General features: G+C 60.8%; 25 protein-coding genes. 15 read left to right on the forward strand and 10 right to left on the reverse strand.

Features of this window, described 5'->3' with window-relative positions; translation table 11 throughout:
* The first annotated feature begins 2 nt into the window (after positions 1–2).
* Positions 3–818: a type I methionyl aminopeptidase gene (map, locus tag E4Z66_RS16480; protein ID WP_136464143.1), complete on the forward strand. Its 816-nt coding sequence runs from the start codon at positions 3–5 to the stop codon at positions 816–818.
* Positions 819–837: 19 nt separating this feature from the next.
* Here map and E4Z66_RS16485 read toward each other — a convergent pair whose 3' ends face one another.
* From E4Z66_RS16485 to nth, 4 genes are all read right to left on the reverse strand, one after another.
* Complete coding sequence (locus E4Z66_RS16485) at positions 838–1,758, reverse strand: PHP domain-containing protein (protein WP_136464144.1); 921 nt, start codon at positions 1,756–1,758, stop codon at positions 838–840.
* Positions 1,759–1,863: 105 nt separating this feature from the next.
* Positions 1,864–2,469: a GNAT family N-acetyltransferase gene (locus E4Z66_RS16490; protein WP_136464145.1), complete on the reverse strand. Its 606-nt coding sequence runs from the start codon at positions 2,467–2,469 to the stop codon at positions 1,864–1,866.
* Positions 2,469–3,458, reverse strand: a complete 990-nt coding sequence (locus E4Z66_RS16495) for an adenosine kinase (protein WP_136464146.1) — start codon at positions 3,456–3,458, stop codon at positions 2,469–2,471. Before E4Z66_RS16495 ends, E4Z66_RS16490 begins: the two co-directional genes overlap by 1 nt.
* Entirely contained in the window at positions 3,455–4,099 is a 645-nt protein-coding gene (nth, locus tag E4Z66_RS16500; RefSeq protein ID WP_136464147.1) for an endonuclease III, read from the reverse strand. Before nth ends, E4Z66_RS16495 begins: the two co-directional genes overlap by 4 nt.
* A gap of 124 nt (positions 4,100–4,223) precedes the next feature.
* Here nth and E4Z66_RS16505 point away from each other — a divergent pair, with 124 nt between their 5' ends.
* Entirely contained in the window at positions 4,224–5,060 is an 837-nt protein-coding gene (locus E4Z66_RS16505) for a methylated-DNA--[protein]-cysteine S-methyltransferase (RefSeq protein ID WP_136464148.1), read from the forward strand.
* Positions 5,061–5,082: 22 nt separating this feature from the next.
* Here E4Z66_RS16505 and dapA read toward each other — a convergent pair whose 3' ends face one another.
* Positions 5,083–5,958 carry a 4-hydroxy-tetrahydrodipicolinate synthase gene (gene dapA / locus E4Z66_RS16510; RefSeq protein WP_136464149.1) on the reverse strand — a complete coding sequence of 292 codons (876 nt, stop codon included), beginning with the start codon at positions 5,956–5,958 and terminating at the stop codon, positions 5,083–5,085.
* Between the two features lie 123 nt (positions 5,959–6,081).
* Between dapA and E4Z66_RS16515 the strand changes: the two genes are divergently transcribed.
* Positions 6,082–8,070, forward strand: a complete 1,989-nt coding sequence (locus tag E4Z66_RS16515) for a lytic transglycosylase domain-containing protein (protein WP_211097174.1) — start codon at positions 6,082–6,084, stop codon at positions 8,068–8,070.
* Here E4Z66_RS16515 and E4Z66_RS16520 read toward each other — a convergent pair.
* On the reverse strand, positions 8,060–8,929 hold the full coding sequence (locus E4Z66_RS16520; protein ID WP_281276234.1) for a DMT family transporter: 870 nt from the start codon (positions 8,927–8,929) through the stop codon (positions 8,060–8,062). The genes E4Z66_RS16515 and E4Z66_RS16520 overlap by 11 nt on opposite strands.
* Positions 8,926–9,561 (reverse strand): tRNA (5-methylaminomethyl-2-thiouridine)(34)-methyltransferase MnmC2, encoded by a 636-nt coding sequence (gene mnmC2, locus E4Z66_RS16525; protein WP_136464150.1) that lies wholly within the window; start codon positions 9,559–9,561, stop codon positions 8,926–8,928. Before mnmC2 ends, E4Z66_RS16520 begins: the two co-directional genes overlap by 4 nt.
* Positions 9,562–9,609: 48 nt before the next feature.
* Between mnmC2 and E4Z66_RS16530 the strand changes: the two genes are divergently transcribed.
* Positions 9,610–10,647 (forward strand): NAD(P)/FAD-dependent oxidoreductase, encoded by a 1,038-nt coding sequence (locus E4Z66_RS16530; RefSeq protein ID WP_136464151.1) that lies wholly within the window; start codon positions 9,610–9,612, stop codon positions 10,645–10,647.
* A 127-nt stretch (positions 10,648–10,774) separates the two neighbouring features.
* Here the strand turns inward: E4Z66_RS16530 and E4Z66_RS16535 are convergent, their stop codons facing one another.
* On the reverse strand, positions 10,775–11,914 hold the full coding sequence (locus tag E4Z66_RS16535; protein ID WP_136464152.1) for an acetoin utilization protein AcuC: 1,140 nt from the start codon (positions 11,912–11,914) through the stop codon (positions 10,775–10,777).
* Positions 11,915–11,990: 76 nt separating this feature from the next.
* Here E4Z66_RS16535 and E4Z66_RS16540 point away from each other — a divergent pair, with 76 nt between their 5' ends.
* Genes E4Z66_RS16540 through E4Z66_RS16570 form a run of 7 tightly spaced genes read left to right on the forward strand, consistent with a single transcriptional unit; the run spans position 11,991 to position 19,328 of the window.
* On the forward strand, positions 11,991–12,938 hold the full coding sequence (locus E4Z66_RS16540; protein ID WP_136464153.1) for an ABC transporter permease: 948 nt from the start codon (positions 11,991–11,993) through the stop codon (positions 12,936–12,938).
* Entirely contained in the window at positions 12,935–13,750 is an 816-nt protein-coding gene (locus E4Z66_RS16545) for an ABC transporter permease (protein WP_136464154.1), read from the forward strand. Before E4Z66_RS16540 ends, E4Z66_RS16545 begins: the two co-directional genes overlap by 4 nt.
* Positions 13,747–15,342, forward strand: coding sequence for an ABC transporter ATP-binding protein (locus E4Z66_RS16550; RefSeq protein WP_136464155.1), 1,596 nt, complete (start codon positions 13,747–13,749; stop codon positions 15,340–15,342). The genes E4Z66_RS16545 and E4Z66_RS16550 overlap by 4 nt, the downstream gene beginning before the upstream one ends.
* Entirely contained in the window at positions 15,335–16,777 is a 1,443-nt protein-coding gene (locus E4Z66_RS16555) for an aldehyde dehydrogenase family protein (RefSeq protein WP_136464156.1), read from the forward strand. The genes E4Z66_RS16550 and E4Z66_RS16555 overlap by 8 nt, the downstream gene beginning before the upstream one ends.
* Before the next feature lie 19 nt (positions 16,778–16,796).
* The gene (locus tag E4Z66_RS16560; RefSeq protein ID WP_136464157.1) at positions 16,797–17,537 is read left to right on the forward strand and encodes an SDR family oxidoreductase; all 741 of its coding nucleotides are present in this window, start codon (positions 16,797–16,799) and stop codon (positions 17,535–17,537) included.
* Entirely contained in the window at positions 17,534–18,535 is a 1,002-nt protein-coding gene (locus E4Z66_RS16565; protein WP_136464158.1) for a P1 family peptidase, read from the forward strand. Before E4Z66_RS16560 ends, E4Z66_RS16565 begins: the two co-directional genes overlap by 4 nt.
* Positions 18,528–19,328: an alpha/beta fold hydrolase gene (locus tag E4Z66_RS16570; protein WP_136464159.1), complete on the forward strand. Its 801-nt coding sequence runs from the start codon at positions 18,528–18,530 to the stop codon at positions 19,326–19,328. Before E4Z66_RS16565 ends, E4Z66_RS16570 begins: the two co-directional genes overlap by 8 nt.
* Positions 19,329–19,389: 61 nt before the next feature.
* Here the strand turns inward: E4Z66_RS16570 and E4Z66_RS16575 are convergent, their stop codons facing one another.
* Complete coding sequence (locus E4Z66_RS16575) at positions 19,390–19,827, reverse strand: c-type cytochrome (RefSeq protein WP_136464160.1); 438 nt, start codon at positions 19,825–19,827, stop codon at positions 19,390–19,392.
* Positions 19,828–20,173: 346 nt separating this feature from the next.
* Here E4Z66_RS16575 and idi point away from each other — a divergent pair, with 346 nt between their 5' ends.
* Complete coding sequence (idi, locus tag E4Z66_RS16580) at positions 20,174–20,719, forward strand: isopentenyl-diphosphate Delta-isomerase (RefSeq protein WP_136464161.1); 546 nt, start codon at positions 20,174–20,176, stop codon at positions 20,717–20,719.
* Positions 20,720–20,724: 5 nt separating this feature from the next.
* Here the strand turns inward: idi and E4Z66_RS16585 are convergent, their stop codons facing one another.
* Positions 20,725–21,468 carry a metallophosphoesterase family protein gene (locus E4Z66_RS16585; RefSeq protein WP_136464162.1) on the reverse strand — a complete coding sequence of 248 codons (744 nt, stop codon included), beginning with the start codon at positions 21,466–21,468 and terminating at the stop codon, positions 20,725–20,727.
* Positions 21,469–21,838: 370 nt separating this feature from the next.
* On the opposite strand from E4Z66_RS16585, the gene E4Z66_RS16590 reads away from it, so the two are divergent.
* The 3 genes from E4Z66_RS16590 to E4Z66_RS16600 all read left to right on the forward strand — a co-directional run bounded on the left by E4Z66_RS16590 (position 21,839) and on the right by E4Z66_RS16600 (position 26,428).
* Complete coding sequence (locus E4Z66_RS16590; RefSeq protein WP_211097175.1) at positions 21,839–23,200, forward strand: polysaccharide biosynthesis/export family protein; 1,362 nt, start codon at positions 21,839–21,841, stop codon at positions 23,198–23,200.
* Between the two features lie 240 nt (positions 23,201–23,440).
* Complete coding sequence (locus tag E4Z66_RS16595) at positions 23,441–24,070, forward strand: sugar transferase (RefSeq protein ID WP_136464195.1); 630 nt, start codon at positions 23,441–23,443, stop codon at positions 24,068–24,070.
* Positions 24,071–24,211: 141 nt separating this feature from the next.
* Positions 24,212–26,428 (forward strand): hypothetical protein, encoded by a 2,217-nt coding sequence (locus tag E4Z66_RS16600; RefSeq protein WP_136464163.1) that lies wholly within the window; start codon positions 24,212–24,214, stop codon positions 26,426–26,428.
* The last annotated feature ends 25 nt before the right edge of the window (positions 26,429–26,453 follow it).

Here is a 26,453-nt window from a genome sequence, read left to right on the forward strand (position 1 = left end):
TATTGGAACAAGATGCACGCGGGCAAGTGACGAAGGACGGTATCCGGCTTTACGAAGCAGCGGATTTCGCAGGTATGCACAAAGCCGGCGAATTGGCGGCCCGCATCCTTGATGAGATCGGCGAACACGTGTTTCCCGGCCAGACGACCGGCGAAATCGACCGCATCATCGAAGAAAAGGTGAATGCGGCGGGCGCGACCTCTGCGACCATCGGTTACAAGGGCTACCAGCACGCATCCTGTATCAGCGTCAACCATGTGGTGTGCCACGGGATTCCCGGAGACAAGAAGCTCAAGGATGGGGACATCCTGAATATCGACGTCACCGTTATCGTCGATGGCTGGTTCGGGGACACATCGCGCATGTATGTGGCAGGCAAGATGCCCCGCAAGGCGGAACGTCTGGTGCAAGTCACCCATGATGCGCTGATGCTGGGGATCAAGGCGGCGAAACCGGGCAACACGTTCGGCGATATTGGCTACGCGATCCAGCAATATGTCGAAGGCCACCGTATGTCGGTTGTCCGCGATTTTTGCGGTCACGGGCTGGGCCGTGTGTTCCACGCACCGCCAAACGTGCTGCATTACGGGCGTCCGGGCACTGGCCCCGTGTTGGAGCCGGGCATGTTCTTCACCATCGAACCGATGGTCAATCTGGGCCGGCCAGAGACCAAGACACTGGCCGATGACTGGACTGCCGTGACTCGCGACAAGACCCTGTCGGCGCAGTTCGAACATTCGATTGGCATCACCGAAGACGGCTGCGATATCTTCACGCTGTCTCCGGCGGGTACATTCCACCCGACCTATAGCGCCTGACGCAGATCACGCGGCGCGCTTAATCGAACCAGTGGGGATTGAGCCAAGCGCGCTTGCCCGCCGCGTCCATGATCGTCACGCGAACCCACGGGCTGTTTGCGAACCGGTCCAACGGAATGCGCGTGCGTGTCATCGATGACCCGTGTACCGCCGTGGAGGCCGATCCTTTGCCCTGTACGATCACTGCCGATACCGCGCTGCTTTCGACCACGACGGCGCGGTCTTCCCATGTCACGCTGCGAAAGTCCGGCCCGGTAGAGGCATAGTGGTGCCCCGCCTTCAAAGCATCGAGAAGCGCGTCCGGCGTGTTTTCTTCCGCTTTGACCATGACCCACCCGCCAAAGTGATCAGGTTCGGAGAAATGCGCATCATCCGTCGCGCAAAGGGTCAGGCGGCGTCCTTCGGTCAGCAATTGATCCAGGGTGTAGAACCCGTGCGGCCTGTCGCAGCTTGTCGCGCAGCCGTGGTTATAGACCTCGACCGCGTGGGCCGCTTCGATGCTGCGCGCATCCTGCGTTGTCAGCCCGGACCATTCAGGATGGGCAACCGCGACGAACGCACCCGCCTCGCGCGCGCGGCGCGCAATTTCCGCACCGGATTCCTGATCCTCTATCGGCAGAAAATGGGGCGAGTTGGATGGTTCGAAATCTTCGGGCAGGCCCACGGCCAGGATATGCCAAAGCTCGCCGTTTTCCATCGCCCCGGAATGCAGTTCCGCGCCAAGGATCGTGGTGAAGGCATTGTCGCGGTAGGGCACCGTGTCCGCGATCGGATAGCCATACAGCCCTACCATGTGATCGGTCAGCGCGATGAAATCGTATCCTTCCGCCTTGTACCGGCGGCAGACCTCTTCCGGCGATAGAACACCATCGGACAAGGTGGAATGGGTATGCAGATTTCCGCGCCAGAAGCGGCCGGGCAAATCGAAGATATCAGTCATGTCTCTCTCGCGCTTTTGGGGCCTTCTGGCAGAAGACCCATGACACCACTGTGACAGCGGACGCGGAAAAGAAAACCCCGGCGATGACGCCGATTGCCCCCGCGCTTAGCCGCGTTGGCCGGGCTTGATGATCGGCATACCGGGCGCTGCGCTTTGCGGGTATATGCCCAGCGTGCGCGGATCTTCGGCGACTTCGATCGCGCGCCGATATGGCGTGAAGCCTGACCGCTTGTAAAACGCCATTGCTTGCGGACTATCCAGCGTGCAGGTGTGCAGCTTGAACCGGGTAATGTCCCGCGACCACGCCATCTCAATCGCCCGATCCATCAGATACGCCCCCGCGCCCGATCCGATCAACTTGGCGGTAAGGCCGAAATATTCCAATTCGCACGCGCCGGACTCTTCGAACTTCAGGCCCAGCAACGCCTCTGGGGTGCCGTCCTTTTCCAATGTCCAAAGCTCGATCTCGGGGCTGTTCAGATGGGCAGAAAGCGTTGCATCATCCAGCAAAAGATGCCCGAACCAAAGCCATTCCTGACCGACGCGGCGGAAAACGTCGCGATAGACGTCCACATCACGGGCGAGCGGTACAAAGGCACATCCTTCAGGCAAGGGCACCCCGCGCAAAGGCGCGGGTTCGGTCATCTCCAGATAGGTGACGACCATTGCCAAATACCCGTCGGGTACGTCGTGATAACCGTCAGACAGCATCAGACCAGCCCTGCATCCCGAAAGCGGTGCATCATGTTGGCTTGCGGACGCGGCCCCACATGAGAAATCACTTCGGCGGCGCAGATGTGGCCCATCTTGCCGGCGGTCTCCAGATCGTGGCCCGCAGCCAACCCGTAAAGGAAACCGGCGGCGAATTGGTCGCCCGCGCCGGTGGCATCCACAGGAACGACCTTTTTCACGGGAAGGTCATGACGTTCCTCGCCAGAGATAATCGTCACACCATCGCCCGACCGTGTGCAGACCATCAGCGGAATCATCTTGGCCGTGCGCATCATCGCGTCTTCAAGATCATCCGTTTCGAACAGGGATTTGATCTCGTGCTCATTGCCGATCACATAGTCCAGTTCGTTCTCGATCATGTCGAGGAAATCGGCCCGGTGCCGATCCACGCAGAACGGGTCAGAGATCGTCATCCCCGCCTTGCCGCCCACCGCGCGCGTCAGACGCGATGCCTGACGGAAGGCGTCCTTTCCCTTGTCCTTGTCGAACAGGTAGCCTTCGAGAAAGATCATCTCGGCGGCGGATGCGACCGCGTCCGGTACGTCATCGGGGCCAAGTTCCGACGAAATCCCAAGATACGTGTTCATCGACCGTTCCCCGTCCGGAGACACGAAAATCATCGAACGCGAGGTCGGCAATTCACCGCCCGGCACCGGCGGGTTGACGAAATCCGTGCCATCCGCCGCCATCGCATCTGCATAAAAGCGACCCAGCGCATCGTCATGGACCCGCCCGATAAAGGCCGTCGGCAGCCCCAGCGCACCGACACCGGCGATGGTGTTCGCCACCGCGCCGCCCGGCGTTTGCGTCCGGTCTTCCATCGCGCCGTACAGAACCTCGCCGCGATCTTTTTCGATCAACTGCATGATCCCCTTTTCGATCCCCATCATCTCAAGGAATGAATCGTCAGCGTGCGAGATCACGTCGACCACGGCGTTACCGATGCCAACAAGTTTGTACTTGGTCATATTGTCTTTTCCTCGAAGGGGCAGAGATCTTTGATAAGGCATGCGCCGCATTTGGGTTTGCGCGCGACACAGATATATCGGCCATGCAGTATCAGCCAATGGTGAGCATGAAGTTGAAAGTCGACCGGCACGTTGTCTTCGATCGCGCGTTCGACCACATCGACGGTCTTGCCCGGCGCGATCCCGGTGCGATTGCCGACGCGGAAGATATGCGTATCCACAGCCTGTGCGGGATAGTGCCACCACATGTTCAGCACCACATTCGCCGTCTTCCGGCCCACGCCCGGCAGCGACTGCAACGCGGCACGTGAATTGGGCACCTGCCCGCCGAACTCATCGACCAGAATGCGGCTTAATTTGATGACGTTCTTGGCCTTCTGACGGAACAGGCCGATCGTTTTGATATGCTCGGTCACGCCCTCTTCGCCCAGCGCGAGCATCTTTTCGGGGGTGTCGGCGATCTCGAACAGCTTGCGCGTGGCCTTGTTGACCCCGGCATCGGTTGCCTGCGCGGACAGGGCCACCGCCACGACAAGCGTATAGACATTCACATGCTCAAGCTCACCCTTGGGTTCGGGTTCCGAGTTGCGAAAGCGCGTGAAAATCTCGCGCATCGTGTTGTAGTCGAGTTGCTTGGCCATGGCCGCGATGTTTGCCGGAGGATTCCGTCTGCTTCAAGCGGTTCCGGGCCTTGGGACCGGACAAAGCGCAGGAATCGGGTCGCCCTGCATGTCAGAGGTCCTTAAACTCGGGCACATGGAACAGATGACCGACCCTCAGACCGGCTACCACTATCAGGTGATGCGCCGTGCCATTGACCTGATCGACAGCGCGCCCGAGCCGATGTCGCTGGACGACATTGCCAGCGCGATGGATATGAGCGCCGCGCATTTCCAACGGCTGTTCTCTGCCTGGGTGGGGGTGTCGCCGAAACGCTATCAGCAATACCTGCAATTGGGGCAGGCCAAGACGCTTCTGGCGGAACGTTTCACAACGTTAGAGGCGTCGATTGCAACAGGCTTGTCCGGAACGGGCCGTCTGCATGACCTTTTTATCCGCTGGGAGGCAATGAGCCCCGGCGAATTCGCCCGGCGCGGTGAAGGGTTGACGATCCGTTACGGCTGGATGCCCTCCCCCTTTGGCGAGGCGTTGGTGATGGGGACGCAGAAAGGCATATGCGGGATCGGGTTTGCCTCTGACCACGGGCGGGACTGGGCATGGGCGGATATGACCGGGCGCTGGCCCAACGCGCGCTTTGTCGAAGACCCCGAGGCGCTGCGCGTCTGGACAGAGGCCGCCTTTGCACTGCGCGGCGACACGGCGCTTTACATGATCGGCGCGCCATTCCAGATCAAAGTGTGGGAAGCGCTGCTGCGTGTGCCGTCGGGCCACGTGACCACATATTCGGAAATCGCGGGCAGCATCGGATCACCGCGGGCCGTTCGCGCCGTGGGCACGGCCGTCGGGCGTAACCCGGTCAGCTGGCTGATTCCCTGCCACCGCGCCCTGCGCAAGTCTGGGGCGTTGGGCGGTTACTACTGGGGATTGCCGATGAAGCGCGCAATGCTCGCCTACGAATCCGCACGCGCCGAAGCGGGATAGCCCCGGCGGCGCGTGCCGTTGATCAGTTCAGAACACCGGCGTGGCGCAGACCATCGTCGATCAGTGCCTGGGTTTCGTCACTCAGCCCGGTGAGCGGCAGACGCACCTCATCGGAACACAGACCAAGGCGCGACATGGCGTATTTCGCCCCGACCAGCCCCGGTTCGGTGAAAATCGCCTTGTGCAGCGGCATCACCTTGTCCTGAATCCGAAGCGCGGTGGCATAATCGCCGGCAAGGCACGCTTCCTGCATCTGTGACAGCAGCTTTGGCACCACATTCGCGGTCACGGAAATACAGCCGACACCGCCCTGCGCGTTGAACCCATGCGCGGTGGCGTCTTCGCCGGACAGTTGGATAAAATCGGTACCGCACGCCATCCGGGTATCGCAGACGCGCGCCAGATCGCCGGTGGCGTCTTTCACGCCGACAATCCGGGGCAGCTTGGCCAATTCGCCCATGGTTTCGGGCGTCATGTCGATCACGGACCGACCCGGAATATTGTAGATGATGATCGGAATATCCGCCGCATCATGCAACGCGGTGAAATGCGCGATCAGCCCGCGTTGGGTCGGCTTGTTGTAATAGGGCGTCACAACCAGTGCGGCATCCGCACCAACCTTGGCCGCATATTGCACGAAGCGGATTGCCTCGACCGTGTTGTTCGACCCGGCACCTGCAATGACCGGCACACGGCCAGCGACTGCTTTCACGACCGTTTCGATCACGATCTCATGCTCATCATGGGTCAAAGTGGGGCTTTCGCCCGTGGTCCCGACTGGCACGAAGCCATGAGACCCTTCCCCGATATGCCATTCGACCAGCTTCTTGAGCGTATCCAAATCCAGTTCGCCGCCGCGAAACGGCGTGACGAGTGCCGGCATTGAGCCCTTGAACATGTTACACGCTCCCTAATCTGGATGGCCTGAAATGGCCCGTGAGTCCTGTGATCGCGCAAGCTTGAGTTGATCCCCTCCCCATGCGCGTTAGTCTGTCAGTCTGTATCTTTTGAAATGGACCAAATGCAAGCCGTGATGCGCTGGATTACCGTTGCCCTTGTTCTTCTGGTGACTGCCACCGGGGGCACCTTTGCCCAATCCTCCCCCGGAGAGGTGCGGCCGGTCGCACGGCCCGACCCGATTTCGCAGGTCATTGGCGCGGTGCGCGCGGACGAATGGCAGCGGGCGCGGGCGCTTGCAGACGCCATCGGTCCGGTCGCGGTCGATCTTGTCGAATGGCACCGGTTGCGCGCGGGTCTTGGCGACTTTGCGGAAATACGCGCGTTTCTGGATCGCCGCGCCGATTGGCCGGGTCTGGACTACCTGCGCCGCCAGGGCGAGCCTGTTGTCGCCTCCGCAGGCCGTGCGGACGTCTTGCGCTTTTTCACAGAAAGCCCGGCGCAGACCGGTATCGGCGCTTTGGCACATGCACAGGCCTTGGAGCAGTCCGGAAAGCCCGAAGAAGCCCACAGCCTCATCGTGCAAAGCTGGCGCGAAATGCGCTTGTCAGAGCCTGAGCAGGAGCTGTTTCTAAGCCGGCACAAGGCGCTGATCGAACCGCATCATCTGGCGCGGCTGGACAGTATGCTGTGGCGCGGCTGGTCCGTGGAAGCGCGCCGGATGTATCCCCTCGTCTCCGACGACCAGCAGGCCTTGGCCGAAGCGCGGATTGGGCTGTCCCGTCTGGCCGGGAACGTCGACACGTTGATCCAGCGGGTTCCCAAAGCGCTGCAAGAACATCCCGGACTGACCCATGCACGATTTGAATGGCGGGTGCGCAAGGGGCGGCGGGACGATGCAAAACAAATGCTGCTGGCGGCTTCGGCCAGCGCCAAGAGTTTGGGTCGTCCGGAAGCCTGGGCCAACCGGCGGCGTGCCCTGGCACGGGACGAATTGCGCGAAGGCCGCGTCAAGAATGCCTATGCGCTCAGTTACGGCCATCATCTGACCGCCGGGTCGCATTATGCCGATCTCGAATGGTTGTCGGGCTACATCGCGCTGCGCCATTTCGACGACCCAGAGCGCGCCTATGAACATTTCGACAACCATGACAGCGCCGTCGTTTCGCCGATTTCACAAGGACGTGCAGGGTATTGGAAAGGTCTCGCCCTGCGTGCCATGGGCAAGACCGCAGAAGCGGATATGGAATTCGCCAAGGGCGCGGCTTACCAGACATCCTTCTACGGGCTGCTTGCCGCTGAAGAAGCCGGCCTGCCCTTTGACGTGGGGCTTGATCAAGTGCCGCCCGGCGATTGGCGCACAGGCCCATTGTCCCAAGACAGCCTGTTTCAGGCAGGGCTTATGTTGGCCCGCGCCGGAGAGCGCAATCTGGCGGAGCGTTTCTGGGCGCATCTTGCCGAACAGCTGGGAGAGCATGATGCGGCGATGCTGGGACAGGCTGCGATCGATCTGAACGAACCGCATCTGGCAGTGATGATCGGCAAGGCAGCCGCGCGGCGCGGCGCGATCATCCCGGTCCCCTATTACGCTTTGCACCCTCTGGCGGATGTGAAACTTCCAGTGGCGACAGAACTTGCCCTGGCCATCGCGCGCAGGGAAAGCGAATTCGACCCCGTCGTCGTATCCGGGGTCGGGGCACGCGGCTTGATGCAGTTGATGCCGGCGACGGCCAAGGAGGTAGCGGGGCAACTGGGCCTGTCCTCCGGTCATTCAAATGCCAGGCTGACGCAGGATTCGACCTATAATGCCTTGCTAGGCACGCAGTATCTGAAGGAATTGTTCGACCGCTTCGATGGCAACGTGGTGATGATCTCTGCTGCCTATAACGCCGGGCCGTCGCGACCGATCCGGTGGATCAACCTGTATGGCGACCCGCGCACGCAGGATATCGACACGATGGTCGATTGGATCGAAAACATCCCGTTCCGCGAGACTCGCAACTACGTCATGCGCGTTACGGAAAGCTTGCCGGTGTTCCGTGCGCGGCTGGGCCAGGACCCATTGCCGGTTCCGTTCAGCAAGGAATTGTTGAGCCGCCCTCTCAGGAACTGAGGCGCTCGCGCCAAAGTGCGAACAGCCCTGCGGCCACGATCAAACCCGCACCGATGGCAACATTGGTGCGAAGCGTTTCGCCAAACACGGTCAAGCCGATGATCGACACGAAGACGAACTGAAGATAGGCAAAGGGCTGCACCGCGCTCGCTTCGGCCACTTCGTAGCATTTGATCAGCAACCAATGCCCAAATGCCCCGGTGAGGCACAGGCATCCCATCCAGATCCAATCACGCGCGGTCATCGGCTCCCACGCCCAGATGCCGATTGCCGTCATCATCACCGCCCCGGTCACCCCGGTCCAGAAGAACGACGTGGCGGCGCTGTCCTGCCGCGCGGCATAACGCGTCAGCAAGCCATACAGCGCGAACATCAGGGCAGAGCAGAAGGGGATGATCGCCGCCGGGTCGAAAACGCCGACGCCGGGTTCCAGAATGATAAGCACACCGACAAAGCCGACACCGATTGCCGCGTATCGACGCCATCCGACAAATTCACCAAGCACCGGACCTGACAGCGCAGCGACCAAAAGCGGGTACACGGTGAAAACCGCAAGGCTTTCGATCAGGCCCACGACCGTGAAGGCATAGACCATCACGCAAATCTCTGCAGCAAGGAGCGTACCGCGAAAAACCTGCAACAGGGGCTGGTTGGTCGTGGATACCGCTTTGAGGCCCCCGGACCGCCGCGCGCTGATCGCGATCACGAAACTGGCAAAGAACCAATAGCGGATCATGACGACCATCAGCGTGTTGTATTCAGCCGCAAGGTGGCGCGAGATCCCGTCCTGCACCGCAAACACCAGACAGGTGGCGATCATCAGCAGGATACCCAGCCGCGTGTTATTCGCCTGCGTCACGCCAATACCGCCCGCGTCATGTGCCTTTTGCGCCCGTACCCCGTTACGCGCGTCACGGAAAATCCCGCGGCCTCCAGCCCACGGCGGACGAAGCCTGCCGCCGTATAGGTCGCGGCGGTCCCTTGGGGCGCCGTGTGACGCGCGACCTCAGCCAACAGGGGCTCTTCCCACAGTTCCGGGTTTTTCGCAGGGGAAAACCCATCAAGGAACCATGCGTCCGCGCACCCATCCCATCGAGGCAGCGTCTCGCGCGCATCGCCTTCCACGATCGTCAGGTTGACATCATCGGCCCCTGACAGCGCATCGACCGGCAGACCATCATAGGCGGCAAGCGCGCGTGTCCTGTCACTGTCGGACATTGGAAACGCCTCAAAGCTGGTGAAGTGCAGCCGCCCCGGAATCCCAGCGGCGCGCCATGCCTGCACCGTTGCCAGAAAATTCAGGCCTGTTCCAAAGCCAAGTTCCGCCACATGGAAGCCATCGCGAAAGCGGGCGGGCAGATCATTGCCAGACAGGAAAACATGGCGGGTTTCTTCAAGCCCGTCGGCAAGACTGAAATAGGGATCGTCGAAACGGGTGGAAATCGGCACCCCTTCCGCGCTCCACGCGATGTTCGCCCGCTGGTCTGTCATGTGCACGTTCTGTATTGCTCTGGGACTGAATGGTGGAAAGGCAAGAACTTGGCAAGCGTTGACGTATCCGTTCGCGGGGCGGGGATTTTTGGACTGTCGGTGGCGTGGGCCTGTGTCAAGGCGGGCGCGAAGGTGGAACTGGTCGATCCGAACGGCGTCGCAGCCGGATCGTCCGGCGGTGTCGTGGGCGCCCTGGCCCCGCATGTGCCGGAGAACTGGAACCCTAAAAAGCAGTTCCAATTGGAAAGCCTGTTGCTGGCCGAAGAGTTTTGGGCAGACGTGGCGGATGTGTCCGGGACGGCCTCTGGCTATATTCGCGCTGGCCGTATTCAACCTTTGGCAGATATGGCAGCGGTCGCTTTGGCCGAAGAACGCGGGCGCGGCGCGGCGCGGCTTTGGGGCACATCCGCCAAATGGCACGTCACGGACAGCGCCAGCGGATGGCAAATCGGGAGTGGATCTGGCCAGTACGTCCACGACACGCTATCGGCGCATATTCACCCGCGTAGAGCCTGTGTATCGCTGGCAGCGGCCCTTGCGGCACGGGGTGTCAAAGTCCAGGCGGCCCCCGAAAGCCCGGCGGCAGCGACCGTCTGGGCAACCGGCGCAACCGGATTGGCGGATCTGTCCCACGCAGCGGGCAAAGAAATCGGGCGCGGGATCAAGGGGCAGGCCGCCTTGCTAAAGCTGGACCGGGCGCAGCTTCCGCAACTTTTCATCGACGGGGTGCATATCGTGCCGCATCTCGACGGCACCATCGCCATCGGCTCAACGACAGAGAGGGAATTCGACGACCCCACTGGAACGGACGCCTTGCTGGACGACGTTGTGGCGCGCGCAACGGACGCTGTACCGGAATTGCGCGCCGCTGCCGTGCTGCTTCGCTGGGCGGGATTGCGACCAAGGGCACGCACGCGCGCGCCAATGCTCGGGCCTTGGCCCGATCGCCCCGGTCACTTCGTTGCCAATGGTGGTTTCAAGATCGGTTTCGGTATGGCCCCCAAGATTGCAGAGGTCATGGCCCGCTTGGTTCTGGACGAACAGAACGAAATCCCGCAGGGTTTCCATGTGGTGGATAATCTGTAGTTCGGTGGAGATATGAAAAACTGGCCAATCTTTCTGCTCGTCGCGATCTTTATCGGCGGAATGCTGTACCTTGGAATCAAGGCGCAGCCGCCGGGTTTTTGATGTTTCGCGTGCTGTGACCTGCGGCCTAGGCCCACGCCATTTTCCGGGCTTGTAGCGCCTGGACTGCGCCGCGAACCTCTTCTCGCACGGGGCCGTGGCGGGGCGCATCGCGCAGCGTGGTAAACCAGTGATCAGGCGGGTTTCGTCCGCGTGAATTTCCCGGAAATGTCAGCGCCCTTAACACGCCCTCGGCCTCGGCGGGCAGACGATCGGGTATATCCTGCCGGTTAAGTACCCCCCAAATGCCGGTCCAAAGGCGGCCAACCGACCACGGATTGTAGCCGCCGCCGCCCAAGACAAGCAGGCGCGGGGCAAGGCTCATCAATTGCGCCAAGATCGCCCAATGCGCGTTGTTCGACAGGGACAGCCGGGATAGCGGATCTTCTTCGACCGCATCCGCACCGCATTGCAGGATGATCGCATCTGGCTGCCACGCTTGAACGAGGGGGAGCATCAAGTCGTCTCTAACAAGGGCCATTTCGCTGTCATTCAGCCCACGCGGAAGCGGAAGGTTATATACGTTCCCGACGCCACGATCCGTGATCTGGCCGGTAAAAGGCCATCGGCGCGCCTCGTGTACCGAGATCATCAAACAGTCGGGATCATTGCCGAACCCATGTTCGACCCCGTCCGGATGATGCGCGTCGATGTCGATATAGGCCAACCGCCGCAATCCGTTGCGGCGCAAGGACAGCATCGCGAGCACCGGGTCATTGAGATAACAGAACCCACCGGCGCGGTCAGGGAAGGCATGATGCGTCCCACCGGCCGGGTGATAAACGTAGCGCCCTTGCGAGACCAGTTCTCCCGCCAGCAGCGATCCCCCGGCCGTGGTTGCGGGACGCCGCCATATCTCGGGGAAGACCGGGTTGGTATGGGTGCCGATCTGATGACGTTCGCGCGTCCGATCCGAAACCGCGCCGTCACGTTCCGCGATTTGCAGCGCCTGAAGATAATCGGCGCTGTGCCAATGAGTAAGTGCTTCTGGCTTGGCACGCGGCGCGGTGCGGAAATTGGCAGGCCCCAGCCAGCCCAGCGCGCGAGACAGGTCCATCACGGTACTGACACGGGGTATCCGCAACGGGTGCATGTGACCGTAGGAGGAATGCCGGTAAATTTCGTGCCCGATAAACACGGGCGCAGCACTGTCGAGGTCAAATGTCATGCGGCAAAGCTAGGCCAAGCGACGAACAACACAAGCCCTCTGGACCCTGCCGCAGACCGTGCCTAACGTGTGCGCAATGTTGCGCTACACTCTCAAACGACTTCTGTCCCTTATCGTCAGTCTGCTGGCCGCAAGCGTCGTGATTTTTCTGCTGATCGAAATCGCGCCGGGCGACCCCGCGTCCTTCATGCTGGGCGTGAACGCACGGCCCGATACCTTGGCCGCGTTGCAGGCGGAGCTGGGGCTGGATGTGCCGAAGTGGCAGCGCTATCTCAATTGGATCGGCGGGATGGTCACCGGCGATTTCGGAACATCGTACCAATACCGCACCCCCGTCGCGCAAATGGTGGCGGACCGGCTTTGGGTGTCGCTGCCGCTTGCGCTGTTCGCGCTTGTTCTGTCGACGGTTATCGCCCTGCCCGCTGGGATTTTCGCCGCCGCGCGCCGAGGGCAGGCGGGCGATATCGCCGTGATGGGTGCGACGCAGCTTGGCGTTGCAATTCCGAATTTCTGGTTCGCGATGATGCTGGTTCTCGTCTTTGCGATCAATCTTGGCTGGTTCAGTGCTGGCGGGTTCGCCGGATGGGATCAAGGCCTGTTCGCCGGGCTGAAGTCACTGACCCTTCCCGCAGTCGCACTGGCCTTGCCCCAAGCCGCGATTCTGGCCCGCGTCATGCGATCCGCCTTGCTGGATGTGCTGGGCGAGGATTTCATGCGCAGCGCCCGCGCCAAAGGCCTGACAGAACGGCAGGCGCTGTGGCGGCACGGGCTGCGGAACGCGCTGATCCCGGTCCTGACGATCCTCGGCCTGCAATTCGCGTTCCTCATCGCAGGGGGCATTATTATTGAACAGGTTTTCTACCTTCCCGGGTTGGGGCGGCTGATTTTCCAATCGATTTCCGCCCGCGACTTGATCGTTGTTGAAAGCGTTGTGATGCTGCTGGTCTTTGCGGTGATCATGGTGAATTTCATCGTCGATCTGGCCTATGCCGCTGTCGATCCACGCTTGAGGCTGCGCACATGAAGCATTCGCTCTATCTTGGTGCGGCGCTGTCCTGCGTGTTCCTGTTCGCGGCGCTCATTTCGTTCCTGTGGACACCTTATGACCACACGGCGCTCGACATCCCATCGCGTCTACAAGGCCCTAACAAGGCGCATTGGCTGGGAACGGACCACTTCGGACGCGATATTCTCAGCATGCTCATGGTGGGTGCGCGTACCTCGCTTGCGGTTGCGCTTGTCTCTGTCGGGATTGGAATGTGCATCGGCGTGCCATTGGGACTGTGGGCCGCGGCGCGCAAAGGTGGCTGGGCGGATGAGATCATCATGCGCACCAATGACCTCATTTTCGCGTTCCCGTCCTTGGTGATCGCGATCCTGATCACGTCGATCATGGGCGCCGGTGCGACGAACGCGATTCTGGCCATCGGGATTTTCAATATCCCGGTCTTTGCCCGTGTGGCGCGGGGCGCCGCGCTTCCCATTTGGGAGCGCGAGTTCATCCTTGCCGCACGCGTGGCCGGGAAAGGTCCGGTCCGGATAAGTCAGGAGCATATCCTGCCGAACATCCTCAACCTGCTGATCGTTCAAGGCACCATTCAGTTCAGCCTTGGTATTCTGGCCGAAGCCGGGCTGAGCTATGTCGGGCTGGGCGCGCAGCCGCCGACCCCAAGCTGGGGGCGCATGTTGGCAGATGCCCAAACGCTGGTCGCCATTGCGCCGCATATCGCCTTGATGCCCGGCGTGGCGATCATCCTTACCGTGCTGGGTCTGAACCTGATGGGCGACGGGTTGCGGGATTACCTGGACCCTAAATTGAGGGTTTCGCGCGCATGAGCCTTCTGTCGATCCGCGATTTGTCTATCACCATTGACGATACCCCGATCCTGAAGTCGGTGTCCTTCGACATCGCAGAGGGAGAGATCGTCGCCGTCACCGGTGAAAGCGGGTCCGGTAAATCCATGACCGCGATGAGCGTTATCCAACTGCTTCCCAAATCCGCGCGTCAAACGGGCGAGGTCGTTCTGGACGGCGAGGACATGGTCACGATGCCCGAAAACGCGCTGTGTGACAGGCGTGGTCAAACGGTCGGCATGGTATTCCAAGAGCCGATGACGGCCCTGAATCCGGTCCAGACGATTGGCGCGCAGGTGTCGGAGACAATCCGCGTCCATACCGGTGCCTCGCTGGCAGAGGCAAAGGCGCGCGCTGCCGAGGTGTTGGAAAGGGTCGGATTGCCTGCCGACCGCTTCCCCCTGTCACGCTATCCGCATGAGCTTTCCGGTGGCCAACGTCAGCGCGTCGTCATCGCCATGGCCATCGCACTGCGGCCCAAGCTGCTGATCGCGGACGAGCCGACAACGGCGCTGGATGTCACGACGCAAGCGCAAATCCTCGACCTGCTGAAAGACCTTGTATCGGATTTCGGTATGGGCCTTTTGATGATCACCCATGACCTTGCCGTGGTGGCCGATATGGCCGACCGGATCGTTGTCATGCGCCATGGGGAAATCGTCGAACAAGGGCAGACGCAGGCGCTTTTGCGCGACATGCAGCATCCCTACACCAAGATGCTGTTCGAAGCGTCGCGCCACCAGGTGGACATGCCCGCGCCGCAAGATTCGGCCCCGCTGCTTGAGTTGAAGGATGTTGTTCGCGATTACGACTTGCCGCGCCGTTCGCTTTTCGCAGCCCGGGAAAGCTATCGCGCCGTGAAGGGTGTGAGTTTCAAGATCGACCATGGCGAACGTGTTGGCTTGGTGGGCGAGTCCGGATGCGGAAAATCGACCCTGACAAAGGCAATACTGGGATTGGAGCCGATACAAGGCGGCAGTATCCGACTGGACGGCGCGCCCGTGGATGCGGACCATCCGGGCACCCGCCGGCAGATGCAGGTGGTGTTCCAAGATCCTTTCGGCAGCTTCAATCCGCGCCACCGGGTGGACCGCTTGATCACCGAGCCGCTTCACCTGCTGGACACCCCGCCCGAAGGCAGCGAACGCAGTGACCTGGTCGCGCAAACTCTTACAGCCGTGGGCTTGTCGCCTGATGACGCGCGAAAGTACCCGCACCAGTTTTCCGGCGGTCAGCGCCAAAGGATCGCGATTGCGCGTGCGCTGATCATACGCCCGCAATTGATCCTGTTCGATGAGGCCGTGTCAGCGCTTGACGTGTCCGTGCGTGCGCAAATCCTTGATTTGCTCGCCCATCTTTGCGCCGATTACGGTCTGGCCTATCTCTTCATCTCGCACGATCTGAGCGTCGTCCGCTCTGTCACTGATCGTGTGCTGATCATGCGCGCGGGCGAGATCGTGGAGCAAGGCGCGTCGCAGGACGTCTTTGCCAACCCGCAACACCCTTACACACAATCCCTGATCGCGGCCGCACCTGTCTTGCCCGATCTGACGCAGGAGACCGCCCATGTCTGACCCCCTTTGGTTCGATCCGAAAACCTGCCTGATCGGCGGAAACTGGGTCTCTACGCAGGAGGTATTGCCGCTTACGAACCCGTCTGATGGGTCTGCTCTGGCCCAGATCGCGCGCGGCACTGATGTTGAAATCGACAAGGCCGTCGCAGCCGCACATAACGCCAGAGCCGGCGACTGCTGCCGTATGTCAGCGACGGAACGCGGGCGCATTCTTACGGAGATCGGTCGGCGCGTGCTTGAGCGGGTCGATGACCTTGCCGTGCTCGAAGCGATGGATGTCGGCAAACCATTGTCTCAGGCGCGCGCCGACGCTGTGGCGCTGGCCCGGTACATGGAATTCTACGGGGGTGCGGCAGACAAGATCATGGGCGAAACCATTCCCTATCTTGACGGTTACACCGTCTACACCTTGCGCGAGGCGCATGGGGTGACGGGCCATATCGTTCCGTGGAACTACCCGATGCAGATCATTGGCCGGTCTGTCGGGGCCGCTTTGGCGATGGGCAATGCCTGCGTGCTGAAACCAGCGGAAGAAGCCTGCCTGACTGCCCTTGCCTTTGCGCATATCGCGCAGGAGGCCGGACTGCCGGATGGCGCACTGAATGTCGTGCCGGGACTGGGGGCGGAGGCTGGCGCGGCTCTGTCGGCGCATCCCGGCGTGCATCACATAAGTTTCACTGGATCGGTCCGGACCGGTGCGCTGGTACAGCAGGCTGCGGGCAAGAACGTGGTGCCCGTCACGCTGGAGCTTGGTGGCAAGTCACCGCAGCTTGTCTTCGAGGACGCCGATTTGGATGACGCGCTGCCATTTCTCGTGAACGCCGGGGTCCAGAATGCCGGGCAGACTTGCTCTGCCTCATCGCGGATTCTGGTGCAAAGCAGTGTCTATAAGGAAGTCTGCGATCGCATGGCCGCTGAATACGGCGCGCTGACGGTCGGTCCCGCGTTGAACGATCTGCGGATCGGGCCGCTGATCTCTCAACGGCAGAAAGCAATCGTTTCCGAGTTTCTCGACCGGGGTGCGGATCTGAAAAAGCTCGCCCAGGGAAGATTGAGCGACGCGCCTGACTCGGGAGCCTATGTTTTGCCAACACTGTTTGCGGATGTTCCGCCCGATCACAGCCTTGCCCGCGACGAGATTTTCGGACCGGTGCAGGTCATCATTCCGTTCGAGACCGAAGAAGACGCGCTGCGCATCGCAAATTCCACGGATTACGGTCTGGTCGCGTCGATCTGGACGCGCGACGGGGCACGGCAGATGCGACTTGCACGGGGGCTGCGGTCCGGTCAGGTTTTCATCAACAATTATGGCGCCGGAGGCGGCGTCGAACTTCCCTTCGGCGGCGTCGGGAAATCCGGACATGGGCGGGAAAAAGGGTTCGAGGCGCTGTACGGTTTCTCGACGCTCAAAACCGTCGCGGCACGGCACGGATAAGGCTCTAATCGGAGGTAATATGAGGCTTCATGGAAAAACAGCGATCGTCACTGGCGGCGCTCAGGGATTTGGAGAAGGCATCGTTCGCAAGTTTGCGGCGGAAGGTGCACGGGTTCTGGTTGCCGATATAAACGAAGTTGGCGCGGCGCGCGTGGCCGAAGATATCGGCGGTGTCGCTTGCGCGGTCGATGTTGCAGATGGAGGTTCGGTTCAGGCGATGGTGGACACCGCTTTGAACACGTTCGGGCATCTCGACATTCTGGTGAACAATGCCGGCGTGACCCATCTGCCGCAGCCATTGGAAGAGGTAAGCGAAGAGGATTTCGACCGGGTCTTCAACGTCAATATGAAGTCCGTTTATCTGACCGCCCGCTCCATTGTTCCGCACTTCAAAGATCGGGGACAGGGCTGCATTCTCAACATTGCATCAACCGCCGGCGTGTCGCCGCGCCCGCGGCTCAACTGGTACAATGCGTCGAAGGGTTGGATGATCACGGCAACCCGCACGATGGCCGTCGAACTGGCGCCGGAAGGAATCCGAGTCAACGCGCTGAACCCCGTCGCTGGCGAGACGCCCTTGTTGAAAAGCTTCATGGGCGAGGACACGCCAGAGATGCGATCCAAATTCGTGTCCACCATTCCGCTGGGTCGCTTTTCGACGCCGCAGGATATGGGCAACGCCGCGTGTTTCCTGTGTTCGGACGAGGCCAGCATGGTGACGGGTGTCGCGATGGAAGTTGACGGCGGGCGCTGCATATGACGCCCGGCAAGCGGAACCTGATCACGGATGTTCCCGGAATTCTGGTTGGGAATGCCACGGATCAGACCCTTAAATCCGGCAGTACGGTGCTTGTTTCGGACAAACCCATGACCACGTCTGTCAGCGTGATGGGCGGCGCGCCGGGTACGCGTGAAACCGATCTGCTAGCGCCGGACAAGTCCGTCGCGCAGGTGGATGCGTTGGTCCTGTCAGGCGGTTCCGCTTACGGGCTTGATGCGTGTTCAGGGGTCGCTGATGCGCTGCGGGCCTCTGGACGGGGGTTCAAGATTGGCCCGGCGATTATCCCCATCGTTCCCGGTGCGATCATCTTTGACCTGCTCTCAGGTGGCGACAAAGCATGGGAGGAGAACCCCTATCGCGCGCTCGGACGAGCGGCCTATGACTCGGCGGAGGAGGCGTTTGCGCTAGGCTCGGTTGGCGCCGGAACCGGTGCGATGACGGCGATGATGAAGGGCGGGCTTGGGTCCGCCTCATTGGAATTTCCCGACGGCACGGTCGTCGGCGCGCTGGTGGCGGCAAACCCGATGGGCGCGGTTACAACGCCGGGGGACCGTCACTTTTGGGCCGCGCCCTATGAGATCGACGGGGAATATGGCCGGTTAGGGCCTGATCCCGCCGCTGGCCTTGGGACAGCGTTCGAAAGTCGCAAATCGACGGCAATGCTGGAACGGGCCAATACGACCATCGCCATCGTCGCCACCAACGCGATCTTGAGCAAAGCACAATGCCAAAGGGTCGCGACGATGGCGCATGACGGTATCGCCCGTGCCTGTGTGCCTGCCCATTCTCCCGGTGACGGTGATCTGGTGTTTGCCGTGTCCACCGATGCCAAGCCGATGACCCATCCCGAACGGGATTTGGCGATGATCGGACATGCGGCCGCCGTTTGCCTGTCTCGGGCGATTGCCCGTGGCGTGTATCTGGCGCATCCCGAACCCGATGATCTTTTGCCCACATGGAGCCAGTTGAATGCCTGATCTCGTCCGCCCGGATCTTTCCCTGCATTACGAAATCGGCGGCGACGGCCCGCCGCTGCTTCTGCTGGCAGGCATGTTGTCGGATAGCGCAACTTGGGCGCCGTTATTGCCGTTGTTAGAGCCTCATTTCACTGTCATTCGACCGGATAATAGAACGACGGGCCGCAGCACGCCGTGGGACGCGCCAGTGACGGTTGCACATATGGTCGACGATGCGATTGCGCTGCTGGACCATCTTGGGCATGACAAGGTGCATATCGCGGGACATTCGATGGGCGGGCTGATGGGGATGGAAATCGCCGGACTGCATCCGGACAAGGTGGCCAGCCTGTCGATCCTTGCCTCCGGTCCCGTTCGTATCCCGCGCGGGCTGGCGATGTTTGAAAGCCTTCTTGCGGTCCGACGCTGTGGCCCGGGGGGCGAAGAAGCCTGGTTGCGTGCTTTGTATCCATGGATTTTCGGGCCCGCGTTTTTCGAGACCCCGGAGAATGTGGAAACGGCCCTTGGTGCCGCCCTGGCGTATCCCCATGCGCAAAGCGCGGATGCCATGGCCTTGCAGATCGAAGCGCTGCGGGGGTTCCGTCCGCGTTCAAAGATAGGCGATATCGCTTGCCCGGTGCAGACCGTCTTCGCAGGTGAAGACCTGATCATTCCGAATGACGCCGCGCGGGACGCGTTTCGCGCCATTCCCAACCTGACCCAATCCGAGATCGCGACGGCAGGGCATTCGATTGTCTGGGACGCGCCGAATGAAGTGGCCGACAAGATCATGCACTTCGTACAGACCGCCTGACCAACGCAAAGAGCCGCGGCCAGAGGGTCGCGGCTCTTCTCATGCGTTCAATGGCTGGACGTTATTCCGGTGCCGGACCGTGGGACACGATAAAGGCCCACACGTCAGCCGCTTCTTCTTCTTTCTTCAGGCGGAAAGACATTTTCGACTTGGCGCCGCCGCCAAGCTTGTCGTTCAGCCACCCTTTGGGATCGGCGACATAGCTGATGAATTCAGCTTCCGTCCAACCGCCTTCGATTGTCTCGCCCGCTTTTACGAGGTCATCGCCATATCGATATCCCTCGACGCTGCCGGGCTGGCGACCAAAGAGGCCATAAAGGTTGGGGCCGGTCTTGCCACCCTTCACGATCGTTTCACCTGCGTCGGTTTCGATCATGTGGCAGGACTTGCACTTCTTGAACGCTTTTTCACCTGCGTCGGCATCGCCGGACGCATGGCCATCCGCAAAGGCAGGCGCGGTGAAAGAAAGTGCGGCAAGAATTGTAAGAGTGCGTATCATGGGGATCTCCCTTGCTTCCGTCACCTCAAATCGTAGCGAAGTTTGACGAGAGTCAACCTGATCCGGGCGTCAATGCGACTGTTGTGCCGTTATGCCACGCCGAAAATCGGCTGATTTCCCGTCTAAGTGAATTTTCCGGAACTGCGACAGCATGCGCGGCGACCTGCGGTGGCAGCTATGATAATGTGCAAAAAGTCGCGCACTGAAGGCAGCCATGGCGTTTGAATGTCGTGTCGGGATGCAAAACGGAACTTTGCTCCTACATTCGACTGACGTAAAGCGCCGCTGCGGTGTCATCCATTGTCACTGTCTTGGCGTGAATAGACGCAGTTTTGGAACCAGATACATGACGATCATGATTCCTGCTTGGGTAGACGGTACGCTTGTTCCCGTTGAAAAACTTGAAGCCCATGAGCGTGGGCTGAAGCATAAGGCGGTGTCCGTCTTTGTGCTGCGTGGGCGCGAAGTCCTGATGCAGCAGCGCGCGATGAGCAAATATCACACCCCCGGTCTGTGGACGAATACCTGCTGTACGCATCCGCTTTGGAATGAGACGGCCTCTGCCTGCGCCGCGCGGCGTCTGAACGAAGAACTCGGGATCACTGGCCTGCTCACCGAACACCGGCACCAGCTGGAATACCGCGCGGATGTCGGAAACGGCATGGTCGAACACGAGCTGGTCGATGTGTTCCTTGCCGAAGCGCGCCCGGGGATGAAGATCACGCCGAACGCGGACGAGGTTCTTGATGTGCGCTGGATCGACTACCACGATCTTCTGGCGGAAGTGCAGCGTCACCCGCAACGGTTCACGCCGTGGCTGCGGATTTACCTGACGGAACATGCAAACGTGATCTTCGGCCCGCATCTGACCTATTCGACGCAGCAAAGCTGAGCCGGTCAGGTGGACAGAAACTCCACCCCGGACTGAGCGATCAGCGCCGCTGTCAGCTTCCCGGACGAGAACGCGCCCGTATCCACCGAAATCACGCCATTCTGCGCCATGGGCGTTTCGACAATGGTATGACCATGCACAACCCAGACACCGTCTGATCGCTGCATCTGCATGAAATTCTCGTGGCCCCACATGCATGTGTGGTCATCCTGCGCCGCAATGGGCCGCTGGGGATCGGCGCCCGCATGTACCACTGCGACATTGCCGGATTGCCAGCGGGTCGGAAGCGCCCGCATCCACGACACCAATTCCGGCCCCATCGTATTTCGCAAAGTGTTGGCAAGGTCGATCAACTCGCCGATATCAGGCTCTGACCTGAGGACATTCAAGCCGAAGCTCGCAAGCGTTTGCATCCCGCCTGTGCGCAGCCAATTCGCGTGCCGGGCGGGGTCGTCGATAAACCGCAGCAACATGTCTTCGTGATTGCCTTTCAGGCACACGACTTTCTCTGGTCCCAGATGGTGTTGCAGCGTCCACAGATATTGCAACACGCCCACGCTATCGTCGCCGCGATCGATGTAGTCACCGACAAGAACCACCCGATCAGCGCGTTCGGGCAGGCCCGACAGCAACGCTTCGAGAAGGTCGGAGCGGCCATGCACATCGCCCACAACATAGAAAGGCTTGTCCGGCGACAGGGGCGCGGAAAATTCGGCGGAACGGCCGAGAAGGCGGGATAAAAGCTGCATAATACGGCCCTAATCTGTATTTCCGGACATGCCAAGCCGGGTTCGATTTCAGGGCAAGTCCACGCCCGGTTGTGGGATCAGGAGCGTTCACTATTTGCAACAGACTGGGACGCAGTTGCCACAATAAGCCCTTGTTCGTTGTTTGATAAGTTCGTCTGCTGTATCCGAAATTTGGTGGGTGTGGACGAAAATGCAATATTTCGCCCCCCGCAGAACGACGCAGTACAAAACAAAAAGGTGGGCTGGACCCACCCAATAACGACAGAACCGGCGCAAGTGATGAGGCATAAAAACCAGACCTCGTCATGTCGGAACGCCCGCAGGCACCACGCGCAATGCGCTGGATATGGGCGAATTGAGAGGGCAGTATATGTTGCGTATCTTATGGATCGTGGCGCTTCTTGGGCTATCGGCGTGCAGCACGTCTTACGTTTCGCCGCGCGTTGCGAAAACAGGCCCGAACAAGGACCACGTGGAAGTCATTCCGATCACCGGCGAAAACCTTGTGCGGGCGAACCAATCGGCGTTTGTACCCAAGGCACTTCCCCAGGCCTTCTTCCAGACACCCGGATCAAGCGGCTCTGCGCAAGCGACCGGAACTGTGCCGGACACGGTGCAGCCTGCGCATAGACGCGGCGCGCCCATCGAAACGCGGCTGCCGCCGGCGGCAAATCCCGGCCCCTACCGGGTCGGCGTCGGCGATGTGCTGATCCTTGCCACGCCACGCGGCGGTTCCACCGTTGAACAACTGACAGGGCTGCTGGCCGCGTCAAATCGGCGGCAAGGATACACGGTGCAGGACGATGGCGCGATCGCGATCCCCAATGTCGGCCGGGTCCAAGTCAGCGGCATGACCTTGGAAGAGGTCGAAGCCACGCTGTTTCAGCGGCTTGTGTCCAACAATATCGATCCTGCTTTCAGCGTCGAAATCGCGGAGTTCAATTCGCAGCGGGTCTCTGTTGGCGGCGCGGTTGGAAACCCGTCCGTCATCCCGGTCACGTTGACGCCCTTGTATCTTGATGAGGTTCTCGCTGCGGCTGGCGGGGTCACGGCGGCGGATAAGGACGATGCCACGGTTCGGATTTACCGCGATGGGACGCTTTATCAACTGCCGGTCTCTGATCTGTATGCCCGTCAAGCGCTGCCCCGCATCCGCTTGGTGGATGGCGATAGCGTGTTCGTCGACACCACCTATGATCTGAACCTGGCGCACGCCTATTTCGAACAGCGCATTCAACGCTCCCGTTTGCAGCAGGAAGCGCGGATGGTGGCGCTCAAGCAGCTTGAGACAGAATTTCAGATCCGCCGCTATGCCCTGTCCGAAGCGCGCGAGGCTTACGCCACAAGGATCGAACTGGATTCCGTGGATCGCGACTATGTTTACCTAACCGGTGAAGTCAAAACGCAGACCCGCTATCCCCTGCCCTTCGACAAGCGCGCCACGCTGGCAGATGCGCTTTATGAGGCCGCCGGAGGTATTCCGACGCGGACCGGCAATGTGCGCGAAATCTATGTTCTGCGGTCGGCCGCCACGCCCGCCAACCCCAGCGCCGTAACGGCCTGGCAGCTTGATGCACGCAACGTCGCCAATCTGACTTTGGCGACCCGGTTCGAATTGCGCCCCAATGACGTGATCTTCGTTGCCGAACAGCGCGTCACCCGGTGGAATCGCGTGGTTTCGCAGATTACGCCTTCGCTCATCACGATGGGCGCGCAGGCATCGCTGAACTGACGCAAAGCGCCCTCGCAACACGGGTTTTTGCGAGGGCGTCATAAACTTTCCCCGTCATTGCCCCATTTTGCCCAAGCGCATGGTGATTGTGGAACCTGATCAAGAAGTGATCCGGTTGCGCTCCTGTCTCTGTTGGCGGTTCAGCGACCGCGTGCAGGGTAAAGATTGGGGCACACCGTGGAATATGCACATATCGCCGAAGGCGGAGCAAACGAAGCCAAAGCAGCCATTGCAGGTCGCATGGCCGGACAGGATGCACCGTTCTATCTGCGCCACGGAAAACGCCTTTTCGACATTACTGCCAGCCTGCTGATCCTTCCGCTGATTCTTCCGCTAATCGCGATAATCGGGTTCATCGTCCGGCTTGATGGCGGGCCGGGGTTCTTCGGGCATGCGCGTGTCGGCCAAGACGGGCATCGGTTCCGCTGCTGGAAGATCCGCACCATGGTCCCGAATGCCGAGGCCGTTCTGAAAGCCCACCTTGCCAACAACCCTGCCGCTGCCGCTGAATGGGCCCGCGACCACAAGCTGTCCAATGATCCGCGCGTCACGCGGCTTGGAAACTTTCTGCGCAAATCGAGCCTCGATGAGCTGCCGCAGATCTGGAATGTGCTGCGCGGCGAGATGAGCCTTGTCGGCCCCCGCCCGATCGTCACCGCCGAGATTGCGAAATACGGTCCCTACAAGCACGGCTACCTTGCGATGAAGCCGGGTGTGACGGGGCTTTGGCAGGTCTCTGGCCGCAATGACGTGACCTATCAGGAACGTGTGCTGCTCGACATGGATTACCTGGCGCAGCGGTCGTTCTGGATGGATATGCGGGTTCTGTTCCTGACCGTGACCGTTCTGTTCGCGTGGACCGGAAAATAAACGCAAAAGCTGCGTGCGCTGCGGGCAGCCAGTTTTAACCCCAAGACATGACAGTGCCCGGCGGATGCCGGGTCTTGGCGCAGCTTTTTCAGGCTGTCGCGCCGCGCCGTGCATCCTTGGCTTCAGCAAGGACTGCGCGACATGGCACTTCTCGACCTTCAACAGATCCCGTCCCCCACAGCGTTTCCGGCAAATATCCCGGCGAATGCGCGGCTTTACGTCTTGTCCGCCGATTCCGAAACGCTCAGCCCCCTGTTTCAGGATTCGCACCTGACCGAGATGCAGGCAAATCCGGTGATCGCGGATGCCTCTGGCACCTTTCCGGCGCTTTACGTGCAAAATGGGGAGTACCGCCTGATCCTGCGCAGCGCGCAAGGGCGGGTGCTGCACCAAGACGTGGCCATCAGCGTTCGCGGCCCGGCACGAGAGTTCGCAACGCCCAACGCGCTCCGGCTCGACAATGCGCTGGCTTATAACGGCAGCACACAGACCGTTGCAGCCGGCAACGTGCTGCGCGTCATCCATGGTGGGTTCAGCTACACCGTTGCCGATGAAAACGCGCTTGCCGCCGATATCGTCACGACGGGCGGTGTCAATCTGGCGCTGACCGGGCGGGATCAATTCTGCCCTGAAGCCTTCGGTGCGGCGGGCGACGGGGTGTCGAATGATACCGCAGCATGGAACGCCATGCTGCGCGCGGTCGCGCGGGCCACGGCCCAAGGGCCAGCCCATATCCATGCCAGAGGGCGTTACCTTCTGGATCAGCTGGATGGGCTTAGCCAGTTCTCCGGCCCGGATGTGCAAGAAGACAGCGTCACGTTCGATCTGTCTGGCGCATATTTGATCCACAGCGGCAACGGCGCGGGTATTCTGCCATTGGAAGGGCGTTCCAGCAGCCGGGCGCGGTACGAAATCAACGGCGGTGTATGGCAGGCGCACGCAGACACGAACTGGCTGATCCGGGGGCGCGACGTGCGTGGATCGTTGTTCGCACCGGAAGCCCTGATCGGCCCCTCTGGCTGTTTTGGCATATTGCTTCAGAACTGGCGCACATGGTCGGAGAACAACGGTTTCGGTGGTGCGCGCACCTTGGAGGGGCGCAAACTGGGCCACATCCTTGGGTTTCAGGGTCGTCTTCAAGCATGGGCGGCGGCATTGACGGAACAGGGCGCACCGGCAGACGCGGACAATTACCTTGGCGCGCTCAGTGACGACCCGGCGGGCCAGTTCGGGGCCTTCTACTACAACACCAGTGTCAAAAAACTGCGCCACAATGACGGAACCGCGTGGCTGGATCAGCTTGTGATCGATGATGTGGATGCATCGGTATCGGGGAAGTCCTTTGCCCGCACAAAGATCGCCAACCTTCTGTCTGCAGGTGCCTTTGATGAGGCGAAAGACGGGCTGGCAATCCATGTCGATGGGGCAAGCCTTTATGACAGCGAAATTGACGGGCTGCGCGGAAATGTCGGCAATGATGGCGGTTCGCTGATCTGGTGGAACGACAACTACGCACGCGGGACTGTCATTCGGAATGTCGGGGTGGAAAAAGCCAATGTAGGCTCTGCTGCACACTCTGTTGTCTTCCGCACTGGCCCGCTTTTCCTGACCGCGACCGCAGCCCCCTATCTTGAGAACATCAGTTGGACTGGCGGATTTGCGCAGGCGACTGATCCTGATGCGGGTGTGGCTGTCTCCACCCCGTTTTCCGAGGCGTTCATCGACACACAGGCCGGTATTCCGGCGACCGTACTTTCCGCAGGTCAGTTGCATGGGAACAGCATGGTTGAACTGGCGCTGAAGACCGATTCCAACCTTGTCATGGGTCGCGCCTTGGTCGCGCGCAAGAACGCCAGCCCTGCCATCAGAATCGAAGATTGCTTGGCCCAGAGGATGACGGCTGGCCCTTGGTCCCGTTCTGATACCGCCTCTGCCATGCCGGTTACGGCGTTGGAGGGGCCACGCTGGCTTGCGCCGCGGTCCGGGTCGATTACCGGCATTGTGGTCTTGGCAGATCAAGCGGCGCTGGCGGGCAACTGCACCGTGGCAGCGCGGCACAATCCCGGCAGTGCCGGCAGCTCCGGTACATCCGTGGGCGTGTCTGCCGCGCTGACAACGGGGGAGACACGCAGCATCACCCGGCGGCCTGCCGGCGAAACGCGCTTTGCGGCTGGGGATGAAATTTATGCGGTCGTGACCACCGATGCCGCCTGGACGCCAGAGAATGTCACCCTGCGCGTCGCGATCGAGGTTCAATTGGACGGCGACGTCATCTGGGGGGAAGAGAATGGGGCGCTCACGATTGTCACACAAGCGGATGAAACGCTGCGCGTCGTCAGCCGCGTCTGGAAGAGTTGACCGCCGGAAGTTAGGGTAGTCTGGA

Origin of the sequence: Aliishimia ponticola (genome assembly GCF_004803475.1) — a bacterium.
GTDB lineage: Bacteria > Pseudomonadota > Alphaproteobacteria > Rhodobacterales > Rhodobacteraceae > Aliishimia > Aliishimia ponticola.

Bases quoted from the DNA above. Each gene is read 5' to 3' on its own strand.
- E4Z66_RS16485 (WP_136464144.1), bottom strand. From the start codon at position 1,758: ATGACTGATATCTTCGATTTGCCCGGCCGCTTCTGGCGCGGAAATCTG.
- E4Z66_RS16490 (WP_136464145.1), bottom strand. From the start codon at position 2,469: ATGCTGTCTGACGGTTATCACGACGTACCCGACGGGTATTTGGCAATG.
- E4Z66_RS16495 (WP_136464146.1), bottom strand. From the start codon at position 3,458: ATGACCAAGTACAAACTTGTTGGCATCGGTAACGCCGTGGTCGACGTG.
- nth (WP_136464147.1), bottom strand. From the start codon at position 4,099: ATGGCCAAGCAACTCGACTACAACACGATGCGCGAGATTTTCACGCGC.
- E4Z66_RS16505 (WP_136464148.1), top strand. From the start codon at position 4,224: ATGACCGACCCTCAGACCGGCTACCACTATCAGGTGATGCGCCGTGCC.
- dapA (WP_136464149.1), bottom strand. From the start codon at position 5,958: ATGTTCAAGGGCTCAATGCCGGCACTCGTCACGCCGTTTCGCGGCGGC.
- E4Z66_RS16515 (WP_211097174.1), top strand. From the start codon at position 6,082: ATGCAAGCCGTGATGCGCTGGATTACCGTTGCCCTTGTTCTTCTGGTG.
- mnmC2 (WP_136464150.1), bottom strand. From the start codon at position 9,561: ATGACAGACCAGCGGGCGAACATCGCGTGGAGCGCGGAAGGGGTGCCG.
- E4Z66_RS16535 (WP_136464152.1), bottom strand. From the start codon at position 11,914: ATGACATTTGACCTCGACAGTGCTGCGCCCGTGTTTATCGGGCACGAA.
- E4Z66_RS16540 (WP_136464153.1), top strand. From the start codon at position 11,991: ATGTTGCGCTACACTCTCAAACGACTTCTGTCCCTTATCGTCAGTCTG.
- E4Z66_RS16545 (WP_136464154.1), top strand. From the start codon at position 12,935: ATGAAGCATTCGCTCTATCTTGGTGCGGCGCTGTCCTGCGTGTTCCTG.
- E4Z66_RS16550 (WP_136464155.1), top strand. From the start codon at position 13,747: ATGAGCCTTCTGTCGATCCGCGATTTGTCTATCACCATTGACGATACC.
- E4Z66_RS16555 (WP_136464156.1), top strand. From the start codon at position 15,335: ATGTCTGACCCCCTTTGGTTCGATCCGAAAACCTGCCTGATCGGCGGA.
- E4Z66_RS16560 (WP_136464157.1), top strand. From the start codon at position 16,797: ATGAGGCTTCATGGAAAAACAGCGATCGTCACTGGCGGCGCTCAGGGA.
- E4Z66_RS16565 (WP_136464158.1), top strand. From the start codon at position 17,534: ATGACGCCCGGCAAGCGGAACCTGATCACGGATGTTCCCGGAATTCTG.
- E4Z66_RS16570 (WP_136464159.1), top strand. From the start codon at position 18,528: ATGCCTGATCTCGTCCGCCCGGATCTTTCCCTGCATTACGAAATCGGC.
- E4Z66_RS16575 (WP_136464160.1), bottom strand. From the start codon at position 19,827: ATGATACGCACTCTTACAATTCTTGCCGCACTTTCTTTCACCGCGCCT.
- idi (WP_136464161.1), top strand. From the start codon at position 20,174: ATGACGATCATGATTCCTGCTTGGGTAGACGGTACGCTTGTTCCCGTT.
- E4Z66_RS16585 (WP_136464162.1), bottom strand. From the start codon at position 21,468: ATGCAGCTTTTATCCCGCCTTCTCGGCCGTTCCGCCGAATTTTCCGCG.
- E4Z66_RS16590 (WP_211097175.1), top strand. From the start codon at position 21,839: ATGTTGCGTATCTTATGGATCGTGGCGCTTCTTGGGCTATCGGCGTGC.
- E4Z66_RS16595 (WP_136464195.1), top strand. From the start codon at position 23,441: ATGGCCGGACAGGATGCACCGTTCTATCTGCGCCACGGAAAACGCCTT.
- E4Z66_RS16600 (WP_136464163.1), top strand. From the start codon at position 24,212: ATGGCACTTCTCGACCTTCAACAGATCCCGTCCCCCACAGCGTTTCCG.